We start from the raw sequence: 17,919 nt of genomic DNA on the forward strand, positions 1-17,919 counted from the left end.
GCGCACCAGCGAATGGTTGCACAAGCTGTTGTGAGGACGACTGGGACTCCCACCGGGTTGTCGCTCCAGCTGGCCGGTTGGTGCACTCAGCGAGGGAACGCTGAGAATGCCCGTGACAATAACGCGCCTATGTGACAGCAACGGGTGCGTTTTTTTTCAAGGTGATGAATCCGGAAACGCTGTTTTCTGTACTGCCATTACTTCATCCGTTTCCAGCGCGGCAATCAGCGCCATCCGCTCCTCTTCGCTCATACCCGCGATATTGCCCAGCGGCATATAGCGGTTGCGCAGGGTTGGCAGGATTCTGTCGCGCGCGGCCAGAACCTGCTGCGGGGTGTCCAGCCTGAGCCCCAGTGGGGCGGCGCTGAAGCCCGGCTCGGTGGGAACTGCGGAGTGGCAGCCCTGGCAGTGCGTTTCCACCAGCGACATGGGATTTCCCAAAGATTTCCGCGCAGTGGGCAATGAAGAATCTTGAGTTGTCGGGGCAATGTTTTTCTGCGTCTGGGCAAGACCCAAGGCCAGCAGCAGGGTGCCGGCGGCAGCGACTACGAGGATGTGGAACTTTAACTGGCCGCGGTGGCGGAGGTTGAAAAAATGGCGGACGTAGGCGCCGAGGGCGACACAGGCAATCAGTGCCAGCCAGTTGAAGCGGTGCCCATAGAGAAACGGGTAGTGATTGCTGAGCATGCAAAACACCACGGGCAGGGTGAAGTAGTTGTTGTGCAGCGAGCGGCGCTTCGCGGCCAGCATGGGTGCGGCAGCCGGCTCTTCGCCGGCATCGAGCGCGCGGAGAAATCGCTTCTGCGCGGGGATGATGCCGAAAAACACGTTGCCAGCCATGATGGTGGCAAGCAGTGCACCCAGCTGCAGGAAGGCGGCGCGGTCGCTGAACAGCCGGCTTGCGAGCCAGCAGGCGATGGCGACCATCAGCACCAGCAGCCCGTTGAATAATTGCTGGCTGCGCGGGTGCAGGAAACGAAATAACAGTTCGTAGCAGAGCAGACCGGCGGCGAGATACAACAGACTGGCGATGACGGCGACCGTGGGCGTTGCCGGCCACTTACCCACCTGCCACAGGTACAGGTCTGCGCGTCCATAGTAAACCAGTGTCAGCAACAGGGCGCCGCTGACCCAGGTAGTGTAGGCCTCCCATTTGAACCAGTGCAGACGCTCCGGCATGACGGGCGGCGCCAGCCGGTATTTGCCCACCTGATAGATGCCGCCGCCGTGAACTGCCCAGAGCTCTCCCGCCAGGCCCCTGGTCTTCCCTTTGTCATCCGGCACTTCCAGGTGATTGTTCAGCCAGACAAAATAGAAGGACGCACCTATCCAGGCGATGGCGGCAATCGCGTGAAGCATACGGAGCAGCAGGTTGAACCAGTCGTAAAACAGGCTTTCCATCGGTGATCTCCTGACATTTCTTATTGGCCATGTGGACGTTGACCGGAATGGCGGAACTATTCGCTTGGCAATCGAATAATGCGCGATGAACTATTTGATCGTCGTCCTTGAAATGCCGGCAAAAGTGCGTGGATTCCCTTGTATTTCATTGCCGGGTTAATACGCTGCGGGAGTAAATTGCCACTCCTGATCCGATGATTGTCGGTAACCAGGGCGCGCACTCTTGCCGATGGCCACACCAGACACATACGCGCGCTCGATGATGCGTTCATCCCCCATGCTCATATAGGCGAACAGTTCCTCGCGGATATTCCGGCAGTGGCGCAGCCGCTCGCGCAGCAGCGGTACCCGGCTGCCATTGAGCAGCAGCAGATCCGCCTCCTTTCCCGGTGCCAGATTGCCGATATACCGCTCCAAATGCAGAGCGCGGGCGGCGCCCAGGGTGGCCATGTAAAAGGCTTCGGCGGCACCGAGGGCGTAGTCCTGGAGCTGGCAGACCTTGTAGGCTTCCCCCATGCTCTGCAATTGGCAGAGGCCGGTGCCGGCGCCCACATCAGTGGCCAGCGCCACCGGGATCCCACGCTCGCGCAGCTGTTGCAGCTCCAGCAGGCCGCTTCCGAGAAACAGGTTGGAAGATGGACAGAAGGCGACAGCAGCGCCCGCGTCAGTCAGGCGCTGTTGTTCCGATGCGGTCAGGTGGATGCAGTGGGCATAGACACTGCGCTCGCCGTGCAGGCCATAGCGTTCGTAGATGTTCAGATAGTCGCTGGCCTCGGGAAACAGGGTGGCGGTCCAGGCGATTTCGTCGCGGTTTTCACTGAGGTGGGTCTGCAGCCACAGGTCGGGGTAATTCCGCAGCAGCTGGCCGGCCACGGTCAACTGAGCGCGGCTGGAGGTGCCGGCGAAGCGGGGGGTGACGGCGTACCCGAGCCGCCCGCGGCCATGCCATTTTTCGATCAGGGCTGCGGACTCCCGCAGGGCGCGCTCCGGTGTGTCCAGCAGGGCGTCCGGGGCGTTGCAGTCCATCAATACTTTGCCCGCGATCAGCCGCATACCCGCACGTTGGGCGGCCTCGAAAAGGTGCTCGGTGCTGTGGGCAAAGCTGGTGGTAAATACCATGGCACTGGTGGTGCCGTGCGCGAGCAATGCATCGATGAAAAAGTCGGCGTTCTGCCGGGAAATTTCCTCATCGGCGAAGCGCAGTTCCGCGGGAAAGGTGTATTTTTGCAGCCAGTCCAGCAGTTTTTCGCCGTAGCTGCCCATCACCGCAAGCTGCGGCGCGTGCACATGCGCATCGATAAAACCACAGCTGATCAACGCATCGGGTCTGTGTTCGGCGGTGCTCAGGTCGAGGCCCTGCTTCGCGGCGCGGCGCGCATCGTCGAGCAAGGTAATATGCCCGTCGGCGAAGCCGATCACGCCGTCCTCGAAATATTCGAGGGCGCTGTCCGGGGGGCCGGCAATGTCGTCGCGAAAGTGGACGATGCGGCTGCGCAGCAGGGTTTGCTTCAATTCGGGTGCCTTTCGAATGTCATTTTTCCGTTCTCTACTCGCTGGATTTCTTTTTCAGCTTCCGCGGTAGGTGGTGTAGCCATACTGGTTCAGCAGCAGCGGCACATGATGGTGGCGGTTGCGGTCGATAACCATGAACTCCAGCGTTGCCCGGGGGAAAAAACATTCCCCTCCGTATTTTTCGAACCAGGGTTGCAACTGGAACACCAGGCTCCAGTGCTCGGGCACCAGTTCGAAGTCCTTACCCCATTGCTGGATGCGACCGTCGCTGTCGGTTTCCGCGATGGCGAGCGGCAGCCCGGCGCAGTGCAGCTCCACGGTGACACCGGCGGCGGGCAGGCCCCGGTGCAGATCGAGAATATGTGTGGTGATCGGCGCTTTGTGCATGTGAGCTGTCACTTTCCGGTGTCTTCTCCAGGGTCATACGGCGAACAATTGTCCCAGCCGCAGCTGGGTGATTTTTGCCTGTTCGTCGGCGGCGTTGCGAATCTCCTGCTCGCGGCTGTTGGCAATGCGGGACTTAATAGTGGCGAGCATTTCCCGCGCGGGTTTTCCGCTGGCGCAAACGATGAAAATAAATCCAAAGGTTTCGAAATAGGCGCGGTTGAAGCGCTGTAGTTCTTCAAGCGTGGATGCGTCTGCAAGCGCAACCTGGCCCTGCTCGGCACTGGTGAATTTTTCCTGCAACCGCTGCAGATCGCCGATGCGGGGGTGGGCGGCAAAGGCTTCGAGGTAATCGCCCTCGTCGAGATAGGCCCAAACTCTTGCGGCGATATTCTGCAGTTGTTCGACGCTGGCGAACGGCGCGAATTCCTGAACCTGATCCGCCCAGCGGTTGCAGTAACAGCAGTCGAGCAGCTGGCGCTGTCGCAGCCGCGGCGCAAGCTGATTGAACTGTTCGAGAGTGTATGGCGTCACTGACGTTCCCTCTCTGGTATTCCGACGTGTTCCACGCAGGCTTCGGGTGTGCTGTTCAGGCTGTTGCGCAGGGTTTTCCAGTCAATGCCGGTGGATTTGTTTTTCGTGCCGGCGCTGAGCCGGTGTTTCTCCGCGAGTAGCTGTGCGGCGATGGATATCGCCACCTCCGCAGGCTTTTTTCCCGGCACGTGCGGCAGGCCCACCGGGCTGTGGAATCCGTCGATCTGCTCCGGTGAAAAGGACTCGCTGGCCAGGCGGTGGCGAAAACGCTGGGCCTTGGTGCGCGAGCCGATCATACCGATATAGGCGCAATCACCGCGGTCCAGCAGCGCACTGAGAAGGCGGTAATCGAGGGCGTGGTCCTGGGTCAGGATCAAGGCAAAGGCCGCGGCCGGCATCTGCGATACATATTCCACCGGGTTTTCCAAAAAGTGTGTCTGCACGCGACCGTCGAGGTCGTTATCAAGCAGCGCGTCATTCACGAGTTCCGCGCGGTTGTCGACGCAGTGCAACTGCCACTGCAGAGGGGCCAGGAGCGGCAGTAGAGCGCGGGTTACATGACCGGCGCCGAAAATATGCAGCTGCAGTTCGCTGCCGGCAAAACATTCGAGCAGTACCGTGACGCTGCCACCGCAGCACTGCCCGGCGCGGGATGACAGCGGAAAGTGTTCCAGTCGCTGCCGCTCGCGGCCCTCTCTGATCAGCTCGCGGGCGCGGGCGATCACCTGGAACTCCAATTGGCCGCCACCCAGGGTGTCGAAGCTGTGGCGGGCGTCAATCACCATTTTGGTACCGCTGTTGCGCGGCGCGGAACCCCGGGTGCTGAGCACCGTCGCCAGCACCCACGGGTGGCCGCGGCGACGGCGGTCGGCGGCGGCCTCGAACCAGGGTATCTTGCTGATCACGATTGTGCCTCCGCGAAATTCTTCGCCGCACGGGCGCAGAAGTAGACTTGTTCCGGTGTGGCGGGTACACCCAGGGGAGGGCTGAAGCGGTAATCGGCGAGACTGGCGCAGGCGTCGCGCAGGGCGCACCAGACGGAGATGGCGAGCATCAGCGGCGGCTCGCCCACGGCCTTGGAGCGGAAGACGGTTTCTTCGTCTGCTTTCCCTGCCAAATGGGAGCGGTTGAAAAAATCCACATTGAAGACTTCCGGCACATCGCCGGCCGTGGGAATTTTGTAATTGGCGGGGCTGTTGGAAAGGATCTGCCCGCGTTCATTCCAAAGCAGTTCTTCACTGGTGAGCCAGCCCATGCCCTGCACGAAACCACCCTCCACCTGACCGAGATCGATGGCTGGATTCAGCGAGTCGCCAACGTCGTGGAGTATGTCCACTCGTGTCACCCGGTATTCGCCGGTGTAAAGATCCACCTCCACTTCGGAAGCGGCGGCACCTGTGGCGAAGTACAGGAAGGGACGGCCGCGGGCCGCGGCGCGGTCGTAGCCGATTCCGGGGGTGCGGTAGAAACCTGTTGCGGACAGGGAAACCCTGGCCAGGTAGGCGCCTTTGATCAGTTCGTTGAAGGGTATCGCGCGTTCGCCAATCCAGCACTGGTCGTCGCGGATGCCGATTTGTTCAATGTCGGCGCGGTAGGTTTCGGCGGCGTGTTCCAGCAGACGCTGTTTCAGGGTATTGACGGCATTCAGTGCTGCCATGCCATTCAGATCGGTGCCGGCGGACGCAGCGGTGGGGGAGGCGTTGGGTACCTGGTCTGTGGCCGTGGCGGCCACATGCACCCGCGCCAGGTCTACACCGAATCCGCGCGCGACGATTTGCGCAATTTTTGTGTGTAACCCCTGACCCATCTCGGTGCCACCGTGGCTGACGTGAATACTGCCGTCGGCGTATATGTGCAGCAGTGCGCCGGCCTGGTTGAGGTGTTTTGAAGTAAACGAAATCCCGAACTTTACTGGCGTGAGCGCAATGCCTTTTTTTATGCGTGCACTGGATGCGTTAAAGGCGCGAATCTGCTGGCGTCGATTGCGATAGTCGGCGGTCTGTTCCAGCTGTTCGATCAGAGGCAGCAGTTCTTCGTCCAGTGTCTGGCCGTAGGGGGTGGTATTCCTGTTACCTCGATACAGGTTACGCTTGCGGACATCCAGCGGGTCGGCGCCGAGCGCGCGGGCGATGTCGTCCAGCATGGCCTCGGCGGCGACCATACCCTGTGGGCCGCCAAAGCCGCGGAAGGCGGTGTTGGAGACGGTGTTGGTGCGGCAGCGGTGACCGCTGATACGCGCCGCCGGGTAAAAATAAGCGTTGTCCGCGTGGAACATGGCGCGGTCGACGACACCGTCGGACAGGTCTGCGCTGTGGCCACAGAGCGCCGCCAGGTCCATCTCGACGCCGCGAATGACACCATCCCTGTCGAACCCCACGCGATACTGATTCCAGAAGTCGTGGCGCTTACCGGTCTGTGTCATATCGTCGCGGCGTGGCATGCGGTATTTCACCGGGCGCTGGTTGCGCACGGCGAACACCGCGGCCATGCAGGCGAGTGCAGCGGCCTGGGATTCCTTGCCACCGAAGGCGCCCCCCATGCGCCGCACTTCCGCCTGCACCCGATGCAGGGGCACAGCGAGTACCTGCGCTACCAGTTTCTGCACCTCCGCCGGATGCTGGGAGGAACTGTAGACTCTTACACCGCCGTCCTCGTTGGGCACTGCAATGCTGATCTGACCTTCCAGATAAAAGTGCTCCTGGCCGCGCAGGTAGATGTCGCCCCGCAGCTGGTGGTCGGCATTGGCAATGGCGGTATCGACGTCGCCGCACCTCAGGGTTTGGCTCGGCAGCACGAGGTCTTTCTGATTCAACGCTTCCTGCACCGACAGGCGAGGCTGTTGCGCGCGATAGCGTACTTTTACCTGTGCGCAGGCACGCCGTGCGGCCTCCAGGGTAGTGGCGGCAATCGCCACCACCGGCTGGCCAACATAATCCACGCACTCGCCGGCCAGCAGCAGGTCGCCGTGGAATACCGGTGACACATCCGGGCTGCCGGGAATATCCGCCTGGGTAATGATATCCACCACACCGGGCGCGCAGCGCGCGGCATCGAGTTCGATATTTTCGATCAGTGCACAGGCCTGTGCCGCGCCCACGGTCGCCAGGTGCAGCATGTCCGGCGGTTCGGGAATATCGTCCAGGTACTGCGCGCGGCCGGTAACCTGTTTGTAGGCAGACTCATGGGCGACGGTCTTCTGAATGCCCGCATCTAGCGTGTCAGCACGCGCAAGCGCCTGCGGCAGTCTACGCATGGCGTACCTCCGCCGCGCGTTTGCCAATCCTTTCCTGAAGCAGACTCTGCCAGGCGCTGCGCAGCAGGTTTTGCGCGATCTGCATTCGGTACGCCGCGCTGGCGCGGACGTCGCCAATGGGCTGCAGGGTTGTGGCGATGGCGGCCAGCGCGGTGTTGAGAGCGTCTTCATCTTCCAGCGCGCGCCCGAGCAGGGCCGACTCGGCGGCTGCAACCCGCGCCGGGGTCGCCGCCATTCCTCCGAAGGCAATACGTACCTCGGTAAATACTTCGCCGTATTTGCCGGCACCGGTGCGCAGCCGGATGGCCGCCATAACCGCAGAGATATCATCCTCGCGGCGTTTGCTGACTTTGTACGCGCGGTGGAAGTCGCTCAGAGTGCGGGCCGGGAACCGGATCTCGGCCAGGTACTGCGCGCTCCCAAGCGCTGTTTTTTTGTAACCGCGGTAAAAGTCCGACAGGGGCATGTGATACTCGTTACCCTGTGCATCGGCGAGGGTGACGAGAGCATCCAGCGCGAGTAGCAACGGCGGGAGATCCGCGATGGGCGAGGCATTGGCGATATTGCCGCCGAGGGTGCCGCGGTTGCGGATCTGGCGCGAGCCAATGCGTTCGAGCAGAGTGCGGATACTCGGGGAGCGATCGGCAAAAAAAGATTCCATCTCGCGGTAACTCAGCGCTGCACCCAGGTGAATAAAACCGTCGCGCTCGTCGATACGGTGCAGCTCCGCCACCCGTGACAGGTCAATTATTGTGTTGAGCGGGCGGCAACGTTGGGTGACTTCCAGCATGAGGTCGGTACCGCCGGCGATCAGGTGCGCGTCGGGATTTTCGGCCAGTGCCTGCTGCAGCTCTTTTCGATTCGTTGGCTGGAAGTAACCCGGCGGCGTTTCGGTGTGGCCGATACTGGCCAGTTGATCAATTTGCGCTTGTGCGTCGAGGCGGTGCGACTCGTCTGATGTGTGCACTATTTTCAGACCCGCGTCGATAATCGGCCTATAACCCGTACAGCGGCACAGGTTGCCCGAGATGGCCTCGCACACCTGTGTGCGATCCGGTTGCGGGCCATTGTCGGTGAGCAATTGCTGATAGAGGCCGGCGAGCGACATAACAATACCGGGGGTGCAGAAGCCGCACTGAGAGCCGTGGTGTTCCAGAATTTCCCGTTGCGCCGGGTGCAGTCTGCCGCTGTTGGACAGGGATTCGATGGTGACGAGATGGCGGCGGTTGGCGGCGGCCAGCGGGGTAATGCAGGCATTGACAGCGCGGTACCGGACACGCCCGTCCTCAAGCGCGCCGAGCAATACGGTGCAGGCACCACAGTCGCCCGAAGCGCAACCCTCCTTGGTGCCGCACAATCGCCTGTATTCGCGCAGATAGCGCAGCAGGGTGGTGTCTGCGGCAAGCGCGTTTTCCTCGACGAGTTCGCGATTCAGAACAAATTTCACCGGTGGCTCCTGCTGCCCGTGTTCACAGAATCCGGAAGGTGTGCTTCCGTTATCCAGCACTCAAGCAAAAAGCTGGCCAAGTGGACAGGTTTTTATGGGCGGCGCCATCCCAAGGCAAGGGTCGCCTTTGTACTCTGTGGGACTGTTTCCGGTGACTGGAATTTTTGTCGCGTGCAATAGCATCCGGACCGACAAGCACAGCATGCAAAAGTTGACCAGTTGGTTTAAAAATTGCAACAGATGTAGAGAACGTTGGAACAACAGTTGGCACTTCGGTGAACGAATATGCAAAGAGTGGTGGAGTACTTCAACTTGGGGCCGGCGGCGTCGGTGAGCGGGGCCCAGCCTGCAGACTTTTGGCGCCGCGAGCTACTCGCGGGGCTGACGACCTTCCTTGCCATGGCTTATATCACCGTGGTCAATCCGGCCATGCTCGCCGAGGCCGGGATGGACTTCGGTGGGGTGTTTGTGGCCACCTGCCTGGCGGCGGCATTTGGCTCGATTCTTATGGGCCTGCTGGGTAATTACCCGGTGGGACTGGCGCCGGGTATGGGCCAGAATGCCTTTTTTACCTACGCCGTGGTGTTGGGCATGGGGCATCCGTGGCAAACAGCACTGGGGGCGGTATTCCTGTCCGGGATACTGTTTGTTGCGCTAAGTCTGTTGCCATTTCGCGAATGGCTGATCAATGCCATCCCGCGCAATCTGAAATTGGGAATTTCGGCGGGCATCGGGCTGTTTCTCGGGATCGTAGCGCTGAGCAACGCCGGCGTAGTGGTCGACAATCCGGCCACGCTGGTGTCTCTGGGGGATCTCACTGCATTCGGACCGCTGATGTGTCTTATCGGTTTTGTCGTAATCGCGGCACTCGCCCAGCGCGGTGTCAAAGGGGCGGTGGTGATCGGCATCGTTGCGGTCAGCGCCGTGGGCTGGTTGCTGGGGGAAGTGGAATTCAAAGGTGTGGTGGCTTTACCTCCCTCGCCGGCACCGGTACTGATGCAGCTCGATATCGTCGGGGCATTGGATATTTCGATGGTCACTGTGATTCTCACCATGCTGCTGGTGGATGTATTCGACACTGCGGGCACTATGGTGGGGGTGGCCAATCGGGCGGGGCTGGTACGCCCAGACGGTTCGCTACCACGCCTGGGCAAGGCGCTGCTGGCAGACTCCGGTGCCACTTTGGGGGGCGCGCTGCTGGGAACCTCCTCCACCACCAGTTATATCGAGAGTGCCGTCGGCGTGGAGGCCGGCGGCCGCACTGGTGTAACGGCTATCGTCTGCGGAGTGGCATTTCTGCTGTGCTTGCTGTTTGCGCCACTGGCGCAGAGTGTGCCGGCTTATGCCACCGCTGCCGCGCTGTTATTCGTAGCCTGCCTGATGGCGCGAAGCCTGGCAGATCTGGACTGGGGCGACCACAGTGAGAGTGCGCCGGCAGTCGTCACGGCGCTGGCAATGCCACTGGGCTATTCCATTGCCGATGGTATCGGCCTTGGATTTATTGCCTACACAGGAATCAAGCTGCTCAATGGTCAGTATCGTGAATGCCCGCCAGTGGTTTATCTGGTGGCTGGTATCTTCGCGTTGAAATTTGCTTTTCTGTAAGGGGGCAGGAAACCCTGCTGCACAGCGCCGATGCCCGTCAGTTGTCTTGGCTGACGGACATCAGATCTCTGTGGTGCCGAAACTGGCAGCAGGGACTACAGCGGGAAACGGATTACCACACCGCCCATGGTCTGACCCAGCTCGAAATCTTTACGGGGGCTGTCTACATGTTCGTTGTGACAGCTGACGCAGGCTGGGGACACCGCCACGTCGGGATAGATCGCGGTAAAATACTCGGTATCGCCGAGCTTCTCGGTACCGTAGAAATTATTGCCGGGATTCTCCACGATAAATTCAAGTCCCTGGCGTTCCAGATCTGTGCGCGGCTTATTCTGGCTGTTGATAGCCCATTGGGAGAGTAGTGCGTAATTGAAACCGGCGCCCTGTTCCGCGACTCGTTCAGAACCCATACGCAGCATCTGCGCCGGTAGCGGCAGGGCTTTGGTGTCTTTCCAGTGCTCATCCGCCTTTATCACCCCTTCTTCATTCTGCAGGCGGTTGACGACATTGTTGGTATAGGCGGCACGGTCAGCTTCAATCACTGCGAAAATGGCATCCGCCATTCGCTGTGGCGCGATGCCCTGTTGTTCTCCGCAAGCGGTCAGTGCCGCAGTTGCAGCCAAGATGAAAGCGCGAATACGCATGGTTTCCCCTCCTGTTGGGATTACTTGTTGGTTTTTATTCGGGCAATCCGGTCACGGATCAGGTTGAACGTGTCATGACCTTTTGATACTGGTGAACGAAAGTTACTTTTCAACTGGCGCTCATCCGCCAATACGGCCACTGAAAATTCCACGCCGTGGCAACTGAGGCATACCGGCAGCATTTTTTCATTGGGCTGCAGGTTGTGATTCTGATTGTGGTTTATTGCAATTCGACCATTGTTTTCTTCCCGGGGAAGGTGGCAGCCTGCACAACTGACGCCTTCGGCCGCGTCGGATTGCCAGGCTTTGAAATGCGCCGAAGCGCGATAATTGCGGCTGTGCTCGTCATCATGACAGCCAAGGCAGGCTTCTACCGCAGCGAAGCGCATGTCCAGTTCATGCGCACCATGACAGCTTGTGCAACTCAGTTCGGTACTTGCCGCCGGTTGCATGGCAATTTGGGCTGCAACTGGAGACATGGCGCCGACGGTACGCCTGAACTCCTCCGGCAGTTGCGAAGAAAATCTCAGACCGTGTTTGCCTTGTGTGAACGTTTCTCGCTGCTCGGCATGACAACCTCCACACATTGTGACAATTTCCGCACTGGTGAATTCGGTCTGGTTGTCCACATGGCAACTACTGCAGTTGGTGTTGGTAAGAGCATGGGTACTGTCCGCCCAGGCATGTCGAATGCCTGTGAGCGTTTCCGGCGCAACGGACTCTATTTCCATGTCCATATCGTGCGCGGTGAGTGGTCTGCTGTCGGGATGTGTTTTCTGCCATTCAATTACAAGCGTGCGTAGCGGCAGCTGTGCATTCGCCAGTAGATCCGGGGTATCTATGCGCTCTGCGAGGAAATCCTCATAGAGGAAGCGGTTGTCGTGGTAGTTGTGGCAACCCGCGCTGGCACAGGTGTCAAAGCCGAAGCCTGCGTGGCTTGGCCGGTCCTCGGCGATGTCACTGTGGCAGTGCACGCAAAAATCTCCGGCCAGGGTCACGCCCATTTCGTGGGTGATCTCCGGTTTGTGCTCGGTATGGCAGGAAACGCACAGACGTGCATCGAGGTGCGCCAGTAGGCCGGCATTGCGGGGGTCGAGAAATTTCTTGCGCGGGTGGCTGTCGTTGGCTTGTACCAGTTCCTCCGCATGACAGTTAAGGCAGGCCTGTTGCATAAAGTCCTGGCCGGCAAAGCCGTCGCCGTGGCAGGTGGTACATGCCAACTCAATCTGGTGATGGCCGTGGCTGGTTTCCCCGCTGAGAAAAAATGACTTGTCTGATGCTTCGAGATTGTAGGTGATCAGTGCGGCCACGATCAGTGTCACGACCAGCCCGTAATGCCAGAACTTGAATTTATAATTTTTCATCTAGAAGTAATAAACGGCGAAAATATGATAGAAGAGCAGAACCGGCAGGGCCCACAGCAAAGCGTAATGAATACGTGACCACCACTTTCGGTGTTCGCGCAGCTTCATGTCTGTCCAGTGATGATTTCTGGCCATGAATACACCCACCAGGGATCCGGTGGAGGTGGCCGCAAGAAACACCAGCATAAGCGCCAGATTCAGGTTTTCCCCCAAGCGAAATCCTGTGTGAATCATGAGCACCATAAGTGCCAGACAACCGATGATACTGTGCACATAACGCCAGTGATCAAGATGTCCGAGATCGCGATTTTTCAGGCGTTTGCGCAGGCTCAGGCTGGCCGTTAGCAGGCACAGTGTTAATAGCGAATAGCCACTTACCTGTTTCCAGAAATTGTCGTACCACATGTTTTTCAGGAACCAGCTGACCTGAACACTTCTGCTGACTTCCGGTGCGGGTACGAGTGCGGCCAGTGCAATCAATAACAGCGACAGCAGAGAGACCACCAGAATGCCTCGCGCGTGACGCATAACAAGATTGGGCGCGGGGACATCGAGCAGTTCAGCGACAAATGGGCGGCAGCTTCCGCACACTGAACCTGCACCGGTTTCCGCTTCCAGATCGTGCAATGTGCGCTTGCCATTGGCGATGGACTTGCAGATTTCACCTTTTGTCACGCTGTTGCATTGGCAGACAAGGTAGCTGTCGGGTTGTTGTTTTATTCCCAGTGTGGCCTGGTCTTGCCACAGATTGCCATGTTGCTGGAATTTTTGCAGGGCACTTCTGGAAATACTCTCGCCGTCAACGATCGACTTGCCGATACGCAGTCGCTCTTCCCACGGCCCGACTATAGTAGCTCCAACCAATTTACCCTCGCGCACCTGCAGTTCCCGGCACAACCCCTTGAAGCGGTTTTCATACCGGTAAAGCGTGGTCTGTCCGCAGGCGTCGGGCGCTGTCTGCCCAAGCAGAGCACAGGGAATATGCGCGATCTTCAGCTCTATGTCCGTGCGGCTTCCCGCGTAACCTGGAGTAGTGGATGTGTCGCCGGAAGTGCAGATATGACGGCTGCAGATTTCCGCCTGCTCGAAACCAGGGCGGACCAACTGATAAATGCGATGGTCATACTCCGCGCATTCGCCTATGGCATAGATATCCGGATCGCTGGTCTCCATGTACTGGTTAACCTGGACACCGCGGCTGGTTTCCAGCCCACAGTCTTTTGCCAGGGTGACTTCCGGAGTAATCCCTGTGCAGAGAACAACCGCGTCGACCGCAAGTGATTCGCCATTGGAGAGCTCCGCCTTCTCCAGAAGAGATGTGCCGGTCAGGCGCGTTAAATGCACATCACACTTGAGCTCCACCTGCATGGCGAGCAGCGCAGACTTCAGATAGTTTTCCGATGAACTGCTTAGCTTGCCGCCGAGCAAGCCAGCGCGTGCCAGCAACGTCACCTGATTGCTTTGTGTTTTCAGTGCGGCGGCTGCCTCCAGGCCCAGAGCCCCAGCGCCGACTACGAGAATAGATTTACTGCGTGTGCGCAGCTCGGTTAGACGGCGGGCATCGCGGAAGCTGCGGAAGGGAATGACGTTGGGCAGGTTGACGCCCGGGATATCCGGAATCAACGGGCGGGAACCAGTGGCAAGGATCAGTTTGGAATAGGGCTGGGGCGTACCCGCTTCGTCGTAGACGACTTTCCGCTTGCGGTCGATACGTACAATTCGCCGATTGCGGAACTCAGCGAGACGGGAGTTCTTCTTCTGCTGAACCGGATTGGCGAGATCTTCCTGCGATGCATCGCTGGATAGATACTGCGATAGCCTTACCCGGTTATAGGGAGGCTCATCTTCTTCACCGATCAGTACCACTTGGGTGTCGGTGCTGTGTTCCAGTAACTTCTGGGCGCATCGCACGCCCACTGGACCAGCCCCGACAATAACGTAGATCGGGTATTCTGTATTTCGTGCGGCATCCTGTTCCTGTGCGCCTGGCCGCTCTTTTTCAAAAGCTTCAGTCACTGATGTCGCCTCCCGAGTACCTCTGTGCACCCGCCATGCGGGTAATCCCTCGAGTCATTACCAAATCCAATTTTTTGTATTTATTATGATTTCACGGTCAAGCTTGTAAAAGTGTTCGACAGCCCTCTTCTATCAGCGGAATCATCAGCGGGGAGTTAATTCACAGATCACGACGGATGGTAAAGAGTATAGAGTTCTCTTTCTTCCAGCGAGACTCTTCGGGTGAGGGCCTCTCCGATCTTTTCGTAATCGCGTTTGAAATCCAGCAGCATTTCCCTGGTGAAAACATCGCGTGAATAACGCTTGCAGAACTGAACTACGGCGTTGGCGATATCGTTCATGTCTGTGCGGAAATCTTTCACAATCTGCAGAGTATGCGAGTCATTAGTGAGCGACTGCTCCAGGTAAACGTAAAAACTTACATTCTCCTTGATAAGGTGTGCCTGGAATGTGGACTTGAATGCTTTCAGTAACTCGGCGATTTTGCGGAAATCTTGCCTTTCATACCCTTCGGACCATATCTGCTGATAAATCCGGATAAGTTCATGGTGGTCACTCTTCAGTGCCATGATGAGAGTGGGATCATAGCTGATGGTGCGGCCCTGAACCTGAGTACCACTTGTGCCTGGGCTGCTGTTGCTGTCCTGGGGCGTAGTGCGGGACTTGCCAGAAAAAATGCGAAACATTATTTGAGCCTTAATTGGGGAACGGAGTTCGTGTTGTTGTTGTTGTTGTTGAGGCTTCTTTTGCTTGTCGTTCAGGTTATGGATTCTGCCGCGCAATGGCGTGAAATAAACCTTCTTTTGGGGGATATAGTCCAGTTAATTTTTCAATGCGAGAATGCTGTCACAGTTTTGTCGGGCGTGAAATGCAGCAAGCGTAGAATAAATGCCTGTTTTACGTTTTTTTTACGCTTAAATTAATTACAAGCGTACCACTTCGGCTGCTTTCAACGCGACGGGGGGCATTGCGCTGTACTGGTATACAGGCATATAAAGGGAAGCAGTTTTCAGAGCCACAAAAAAACCCGGCATGTGCCGGGTTCTTTGAACGTTCTCGTTAGAGCCGGATTAGCGGTCTTGGGGAGCAACGTAGTCGCGTGCGGTGTAGCCAGTGTACAGCTGGCGCGGGCGACCGATCTTGTACGGGTTGGAGATCATCTCGTTCCAGTGCGCGATCCAGCCGGCGGTACGGCCGGTGGCAAAGATCACGGTGAACATGTCGGTGGGGATCCCGATGGCCTTCATGATGATGCCGGAGTAGAAGTCCACGTTCGGGTAGAGTTTCTTCTCTACGAAGTACTCGTCTTCCAGGGCGATTTTCTCAAGCTTTTTGGCGATGCGCAGCAGCGGATCGTTCTCGGCACCCATGGCACCCAGAACTTCGTCACAGATGCCCTGCATTACGCGGGAGCGCGGGTCGAAGTTCTTGTACACGCGGTGGCCGAAGCCCATCAGGCGGAACGGATCGTTCTTGTCTTTTGCTTTTGCCACATACTCGTCGATGCGGCTTTCGTCGCCGATCTCTTCCAGCATGTTCAGTACCGCTTCGTTGGCACCGCCGTGCGCCGGGCCCCACAGAGTGGCAATACCGGACGAAATGCAGGCGAAGGGGTTGGCACCGGAGGAGCCCGCGAGGCGGACGGTGGAAGTGGAGGCGTTCTGTTCGTGGTCCGCGTGCAGCAGGAAGATCACGTCCATGGCCTTGGCCACCACGGGGTCGATCTTGCTCGGCTCACAGGGGTTGCCAAACATCATGTGCAGGAAGTTCTCGGAGTAGCTGAGGCTGTTGTCCGGGTACATGAACGGCTGGCCCTTGCTGTGCTTGTAGCACATGGCGGCCAGGGTTGGCATCTTGGCAATCAGGCGATCGGCGGAGATTTTGCGGTGTTCGGGGTCGGTGATGTCGAGGGAGTCGTGGTAGAAAGAGGCGAGGGCGCCGACCACACCACACATCATGGCCATCGGGTGCGCGTCGTAGCGGAAGCCCTTGAAGAAGTTGACCAGGGATTCATGCACCATGGTGTGGTTCATGATGCCGCTGACGTACTCTTTCTTCTGTTCGACGGTAGGCAGTTCGCCGTTCATCAGCAGATAGCAGGTTTCCAGGTAATCGGATTTTTCCGCCAGCTGCTCGATGGGGTAGCCGCGGTGCAGGAGTACACCCTTGGCGCCATCGATGTAAGTGATCTTGGACTCGCAGGAGGCAGTGGACATAAAGCCCGGGTCGAAAGTGAACAGACCTTTGCTTGCCAGGCTGCTGATATCGACAACGTCGGGGCCGACGGTACCGGAGTAGACCGGCAGGTCGAGTTGGGCGTCGATACCGTCGACCGTGAGTTGAGCTTTCTTGTCGGACATTGTGGACTCCTAAAAACTATTCTGTTGCCAGCTTTTTTAATTTCCACACAAACCACTGAAATAATTCAGCGATTCTACGGCCCGGAGAGGGGCGCGTTCCGCGCTCATCTGTGATCACCTTTTTATAGGAAGGTGTATCGCAGGCGTTATATGTGCACAGACAAAACCCGGGAAGTGCCGGATTCTGCGGGCTCGGAGGGCCTTCGTTGGCGGCATCCGGACGCGGATATGGGGCTAGCGGGCTTTTGAGCGCGGCCAAACTTAAGTGCCGCGCCTCAAATTGTCAAACCAAATCGGATCGGTTGACCCGCGGGCGCACCGCAGGATCTGTTGCTTGTGGCGCGGGTGGCAGGGAATTTGCCTGTGGGGGAGGGGGTTCTGGCGCGTAAATTCGGTTCCTCTGCTGGGAGGATGAAATACGCGATTCATACCTTGGTCTGTGGTGTGGCGTGGAATGCTACTGGTATAAAGCCTGCCGCAAGGGCCGCGGTTCGTTGTGTTTTGAAATTTGAATGCCTATAATCCGCGCGGCTTGCGCCGTGGTAAGGCCACTTTGTACAAGACCTCGCCAGGTTGTGTGGATAGTGATCAGCAAGCTCGCCCGGACTACTCGAATTTAACGGGCGCCCCGTCTTTCAGGGCAACAAGGTGTTTTTCCTGTGAAAAAAAACAGACCTGTCAATTTAGACATTTCTACCATTAATCTCCCTGCACCAGCGTTGGTTTCGATTCTGCACCGTATTTCCGGTGTGGTGCTGTTCGCTGTGGTTGCACTTCTTCTGTGCATGTTGGATTCCAGTCTGGAGTCTGAGCAGGGTTTCCAGAAAGTAGCCGAGTTTTTTACCAGTGTTCCGGCAAAGCTCGTACTGTGGGCTTCCCTCGCTGCGCTCATTTATCACCTGGTCGCCGGTGTACGTCACCTGATCATGGATATGGGTATTGGTGAGAGCCTGGAAGGTGGTCGCCGCGGCGCCATCATCGTACTCGTGCTTTCTGTTGTACTCATTCTGCTGGCGGGGGTCCTGATATGGTAAAGGCAGTCACAGGTTTCGGTCGCAGTGGTCTCTACGACTGGTTCATTCAGCGCGTCAGTGCCGTGGTACTGGTGGCTTATACCCTCTTTATAGTGGGTTTCATTTTTCTATCCAAAGATTTCGGCTACGCCAGCTGGTCCGCGCTGTTTGAGCAGCGCTGGGTGCGCGTATTCAGCCTGATCGCCCTGATCTCCACAATCGCTCACGCCTGGATCGGTCTCTGGTCCGTGGTGACCGACTACCTCACCAACCGCATGATGGGTGGCAAAGCCACCGTGCTGCGTATTCTGGTGGAGGTGCTGTTGGGCGCTGTTGCCGTGTTCTATGCGGTGTGGGGCATTGAAATTCTGTGGGGTGTGTAAGAC

At 58.2% G+C, this 17,919-nt stretch carries 15 protein-coding genes; 3 read left to right on the forward strand and 12 right to left on the reverse strand.

Annotation, left to right across the window (positions count from 1 at the left end):
- Positions 1-156 precede the first annotated feature (156 nt).
- The 7 genes from FDY93_RS11655 to xdhA form a co-directional block, all read right to left on the reverse strand.
- Complete coding sequence (locus FDY93_RS11655; protein ID WP_138235916.1) at positions 157-1,401, reverse strand: urate hydroxylase PuuD; 1,245 nt, start codon at positions 1,399-1,401, stop codon at positions 157-159.
- A gap of 156 nt (positions 1,402-1,557) precedes the next feature.
- The gene (gene guaD, locus FDY93_RS11660; protein ID WP_138235917.1) at positions 1,558-2,913 is read right to left on the reverse strand and encodes a guanine deaminase; all 1,356 of its coding nucleotides are present in this window, start codon (positions 2,911-2,913) and stop codon (positions 1,558-1,560) included.
- Between the two features lie 54 nt (positions 2,914-2,967).
- The gene (gene uraH, locus FDY93_RS11665; RefSeq protein ID WP_138235918.1) at positions 2,968-3,300 is read right to left on the reverse strand and encodes a hydroxyisourate hydrolase; all 333 of its coding nucleotides are present in this window, start codon (positions 3,298-3,300) and stop codon (positions 2,968-2,970) included.
- Positions 3,301-3,333: 33 nt separating this feature from the next.
- On the reverse strand, positions 3,334-3,831 hold the full coding sequence (gene uraD, locus FDY93_RS11670) for a 2-oxo-4-hydroxy-4-carboxy-5-ureidoimidazoline decarboxylase (RefSeq protein ID WP_138235919.1): 498 nt from the start codon (positions 3,829-3,831) through the stop codon (positions 3,334-3,336).
- The gene (gene xdhC, locus FDY93_RS11675) at positions 3,828-4,736 is read right to left on the reverse strand and encodes a xanthine dehydrogenase accessory protein XdhC (protein WP_171018968.1); all 909 of its coding nucleotides are present in this window, start codon (positions 4,734-4,736) and stop codon (positions 3,828-3,830) included. Before xdhC ends, uraD begins: the two co-directional genes overlap by 4 nt.
- Positions 4,733-7,084: a xanthine dehydrogenase molybdopterin binding subunit gene (gene xdhB / locus FDY93_RS11680; protein ID WP_138235921.1), complete on the reverse strand. Its 2,352-nt coding sequence runs from the start codon at positions 7,082-7,084 to the stop codon at positions 4,733-4,735. Before xdhB ends, xdhC begins: the two co-directional genes overlap by 4 nt.
- Positions 7,077-8,531, reverse strand: coding sequence for a xanthine dehydrogenase small subunit (gene xdhA, locus FDY93_RS11685; RefSeq protein ID WP_138235922.1), 1,455 nt, complete (start codon positions 8,529-8,531; stop codon positions 7,077-7,079). The genes xdhB and xdhA overlap by 8 nt, the downstream gene beginning before the upstream one ends.
- A gap of 285 nt (positions 8,532-8,816) precedes the next feature.
- Here xdhA and FDY93_RS11690 point away from each other — a divergent pair, with 285 nt between their 5' ends.
- Positions 8,817-10,136: an NCS2 family permease gene (locus FDY93_RS11690; protein ID WP_138235923.1), complete on the forward strand. Its 1,320-nt coding sequence runs from the start codon at positions 8,817-8,819 to the stop codon at positions 10,134-10,136.
- Positions 10,137-10,231: 95 nt separating this feature from the next.
- Here the strand turns inward: FDY93_RS11690 and FDY93_RS11695 are convergent, their stop codons facing one another.
- The 5 genes from FDY93_RS11695 to gltA form a co-directional block, all read right to left on the reverse strand.
- A complete protein-coding gene (locus FDY93_RS11695) occupies positions 10,232-10,780 on the reverse strand; it encodes a Tll0287-like domain-containing protein (protein WP_138235924.1) in 549 nt (182 codons plus the stop codon).
- A gap of 20 nt (positions 10,781-10,800) precedes the next feature.
- On the reverse strand, positions 10,801-12,144 hold the full coding sequence (locus FDY93_RS11700; protein ID WP_138235925.1) for a cytochrome c3 family protein: 1,344 nt from the start codon (positions 12,142-12,144) through the stop codon (positions 10,801-10,803).
- Positions 12,145-14,160 carry an FAD-dependent oxidoreductase gene (locus FDY93_RS11705; RefSeq protein WP_171018969.1) on the reverse strand — a complete coding sequence of 672 codons (2,016 nt, stop codon included), beginning with the start codon at positions 14,158-14,160 and terminating at the stop codon, positions 12,145-12,147.
- Between the two features lie 167 nt (positions 14,161-14,327).
- Positions 14,328-14,942, reverse strand: a complete 615-nt coding sequence (locus FDY93_RS11710; protein ID WP_246068559.1) for a hemerythrin domain-containing protein — start codon at positions 14,940-14,942, stop codon at positions 14,328-14,330.
- 288 nt (positions 14,943-15,230) lie between these two features.
- Positions 15,231-16,520 (reverse strand): citrate synthase, encoded by a 1,290-nt coding sequence (gene gltA, locus FDY93_RS11715; RefSeq protein WP_138235928.1) that lies wholly within the window; start codon positions 16,518-16,520, stop codon positions 15,231-15,233.
- A 659-nt stretch (positions 16,521-17,179) separates the two neighbouring features.
- Here gltA and sdhC point away from each other — a divergent pair.
- Both sdhC and sdhD read left to right on the forward strand, forming a co-directional pair.
- Entirely contained in the window at positions 17,180-17,554 is a 375-nt protein-coding gene (sdhC, locus tag FDY93_RS11720) for a succinate dehydrogenase, cytochrome b556 subunit (protein WP_138235929.1), read from the forward strand.
- Positions 17,548-17,916, forward strand: a complete 369-nt coding sequence (sdhD, locus tag FDY93_RS11725; RefSeq protein WP_138235930.1) for a succinate dehydrogenase, hydrophobic membrane anchor protein — start codon at positions 17,548-17,550, stop codon at positions 17,914-17,916. The genes sdhC and sdhD overlap by 7 nt, the downstream gene beginning before the upstream one ends.
- Positions 17,917-17,919: the final 3 nt, after the last annotated feature.

This window comes from Microbulbifer harenosus (genome assembly GCF_005771435.1).
Lineage (GTDB): Bacteria > Pseudomonadota > Gammaproteobacteria > Pseudomonadales > Cellvibrionaceae > Microbulbifer > Microbulbifer harenosus.

Bases quoted from the DNA above. Each gene is read 5' to 3' on its own strand.
- FDY93_RS11655 (WP_138235916.1), bottom strand. From the start codon at position 1,401: ATGGAAAGCCTGTTTTACGACTGGTTCAACCTGCTGCTCCGTATGCTT.
- uraH (WP_138235918.1), bottom strand. From the start codon at position 3,300: ATGCACAAAGCGCCGATCACCACACATATTCTCGATCTGCACCGGGGC.
- xdhB (WP_138235921.1), bottom strand. From the start codon at position 7,084: ATGCGTAGACTGCCGCAGGCGCTTGCGCGTGCTGACACGCTAGATGCG.
- FDY93_RS11690 (WP_138235923.1), top strand. From the start codon at position 8,817: ATGCAAAGAGTGGTGGAGTACTTCAACTTGGGGCCGGCGGCGTCGGTG.
- FDY93_RS11695 (WP_138235924.1), bottom strand. From the start codon at position 10,780: ATGCGTATTCGCGCTTTCATCTTGGCTGCAACTGCGGCACTGACCGCT.
- FDY93_RS11700 (WP_138235925.1), bottom strand. From the start codon at position 12,144: ATGAAAAATTATAAATTCAAGTTCTGGCATTACGGGCTGGTCGTGACA.
- gltA (WP_138235928.1), bottom strand. From the start codon at position 16,520: ATGTCCGACAAGAAAGCTCAACTCACGGTCGACGGTATCGACGCCCAA.
- sdhD (WP_138235930.1), top strand. From the start codon at position 17,548: ATGGTAAAGGCAGTCACAGGTTTCGGTCGCAGTGGTCTCTACGACTGG.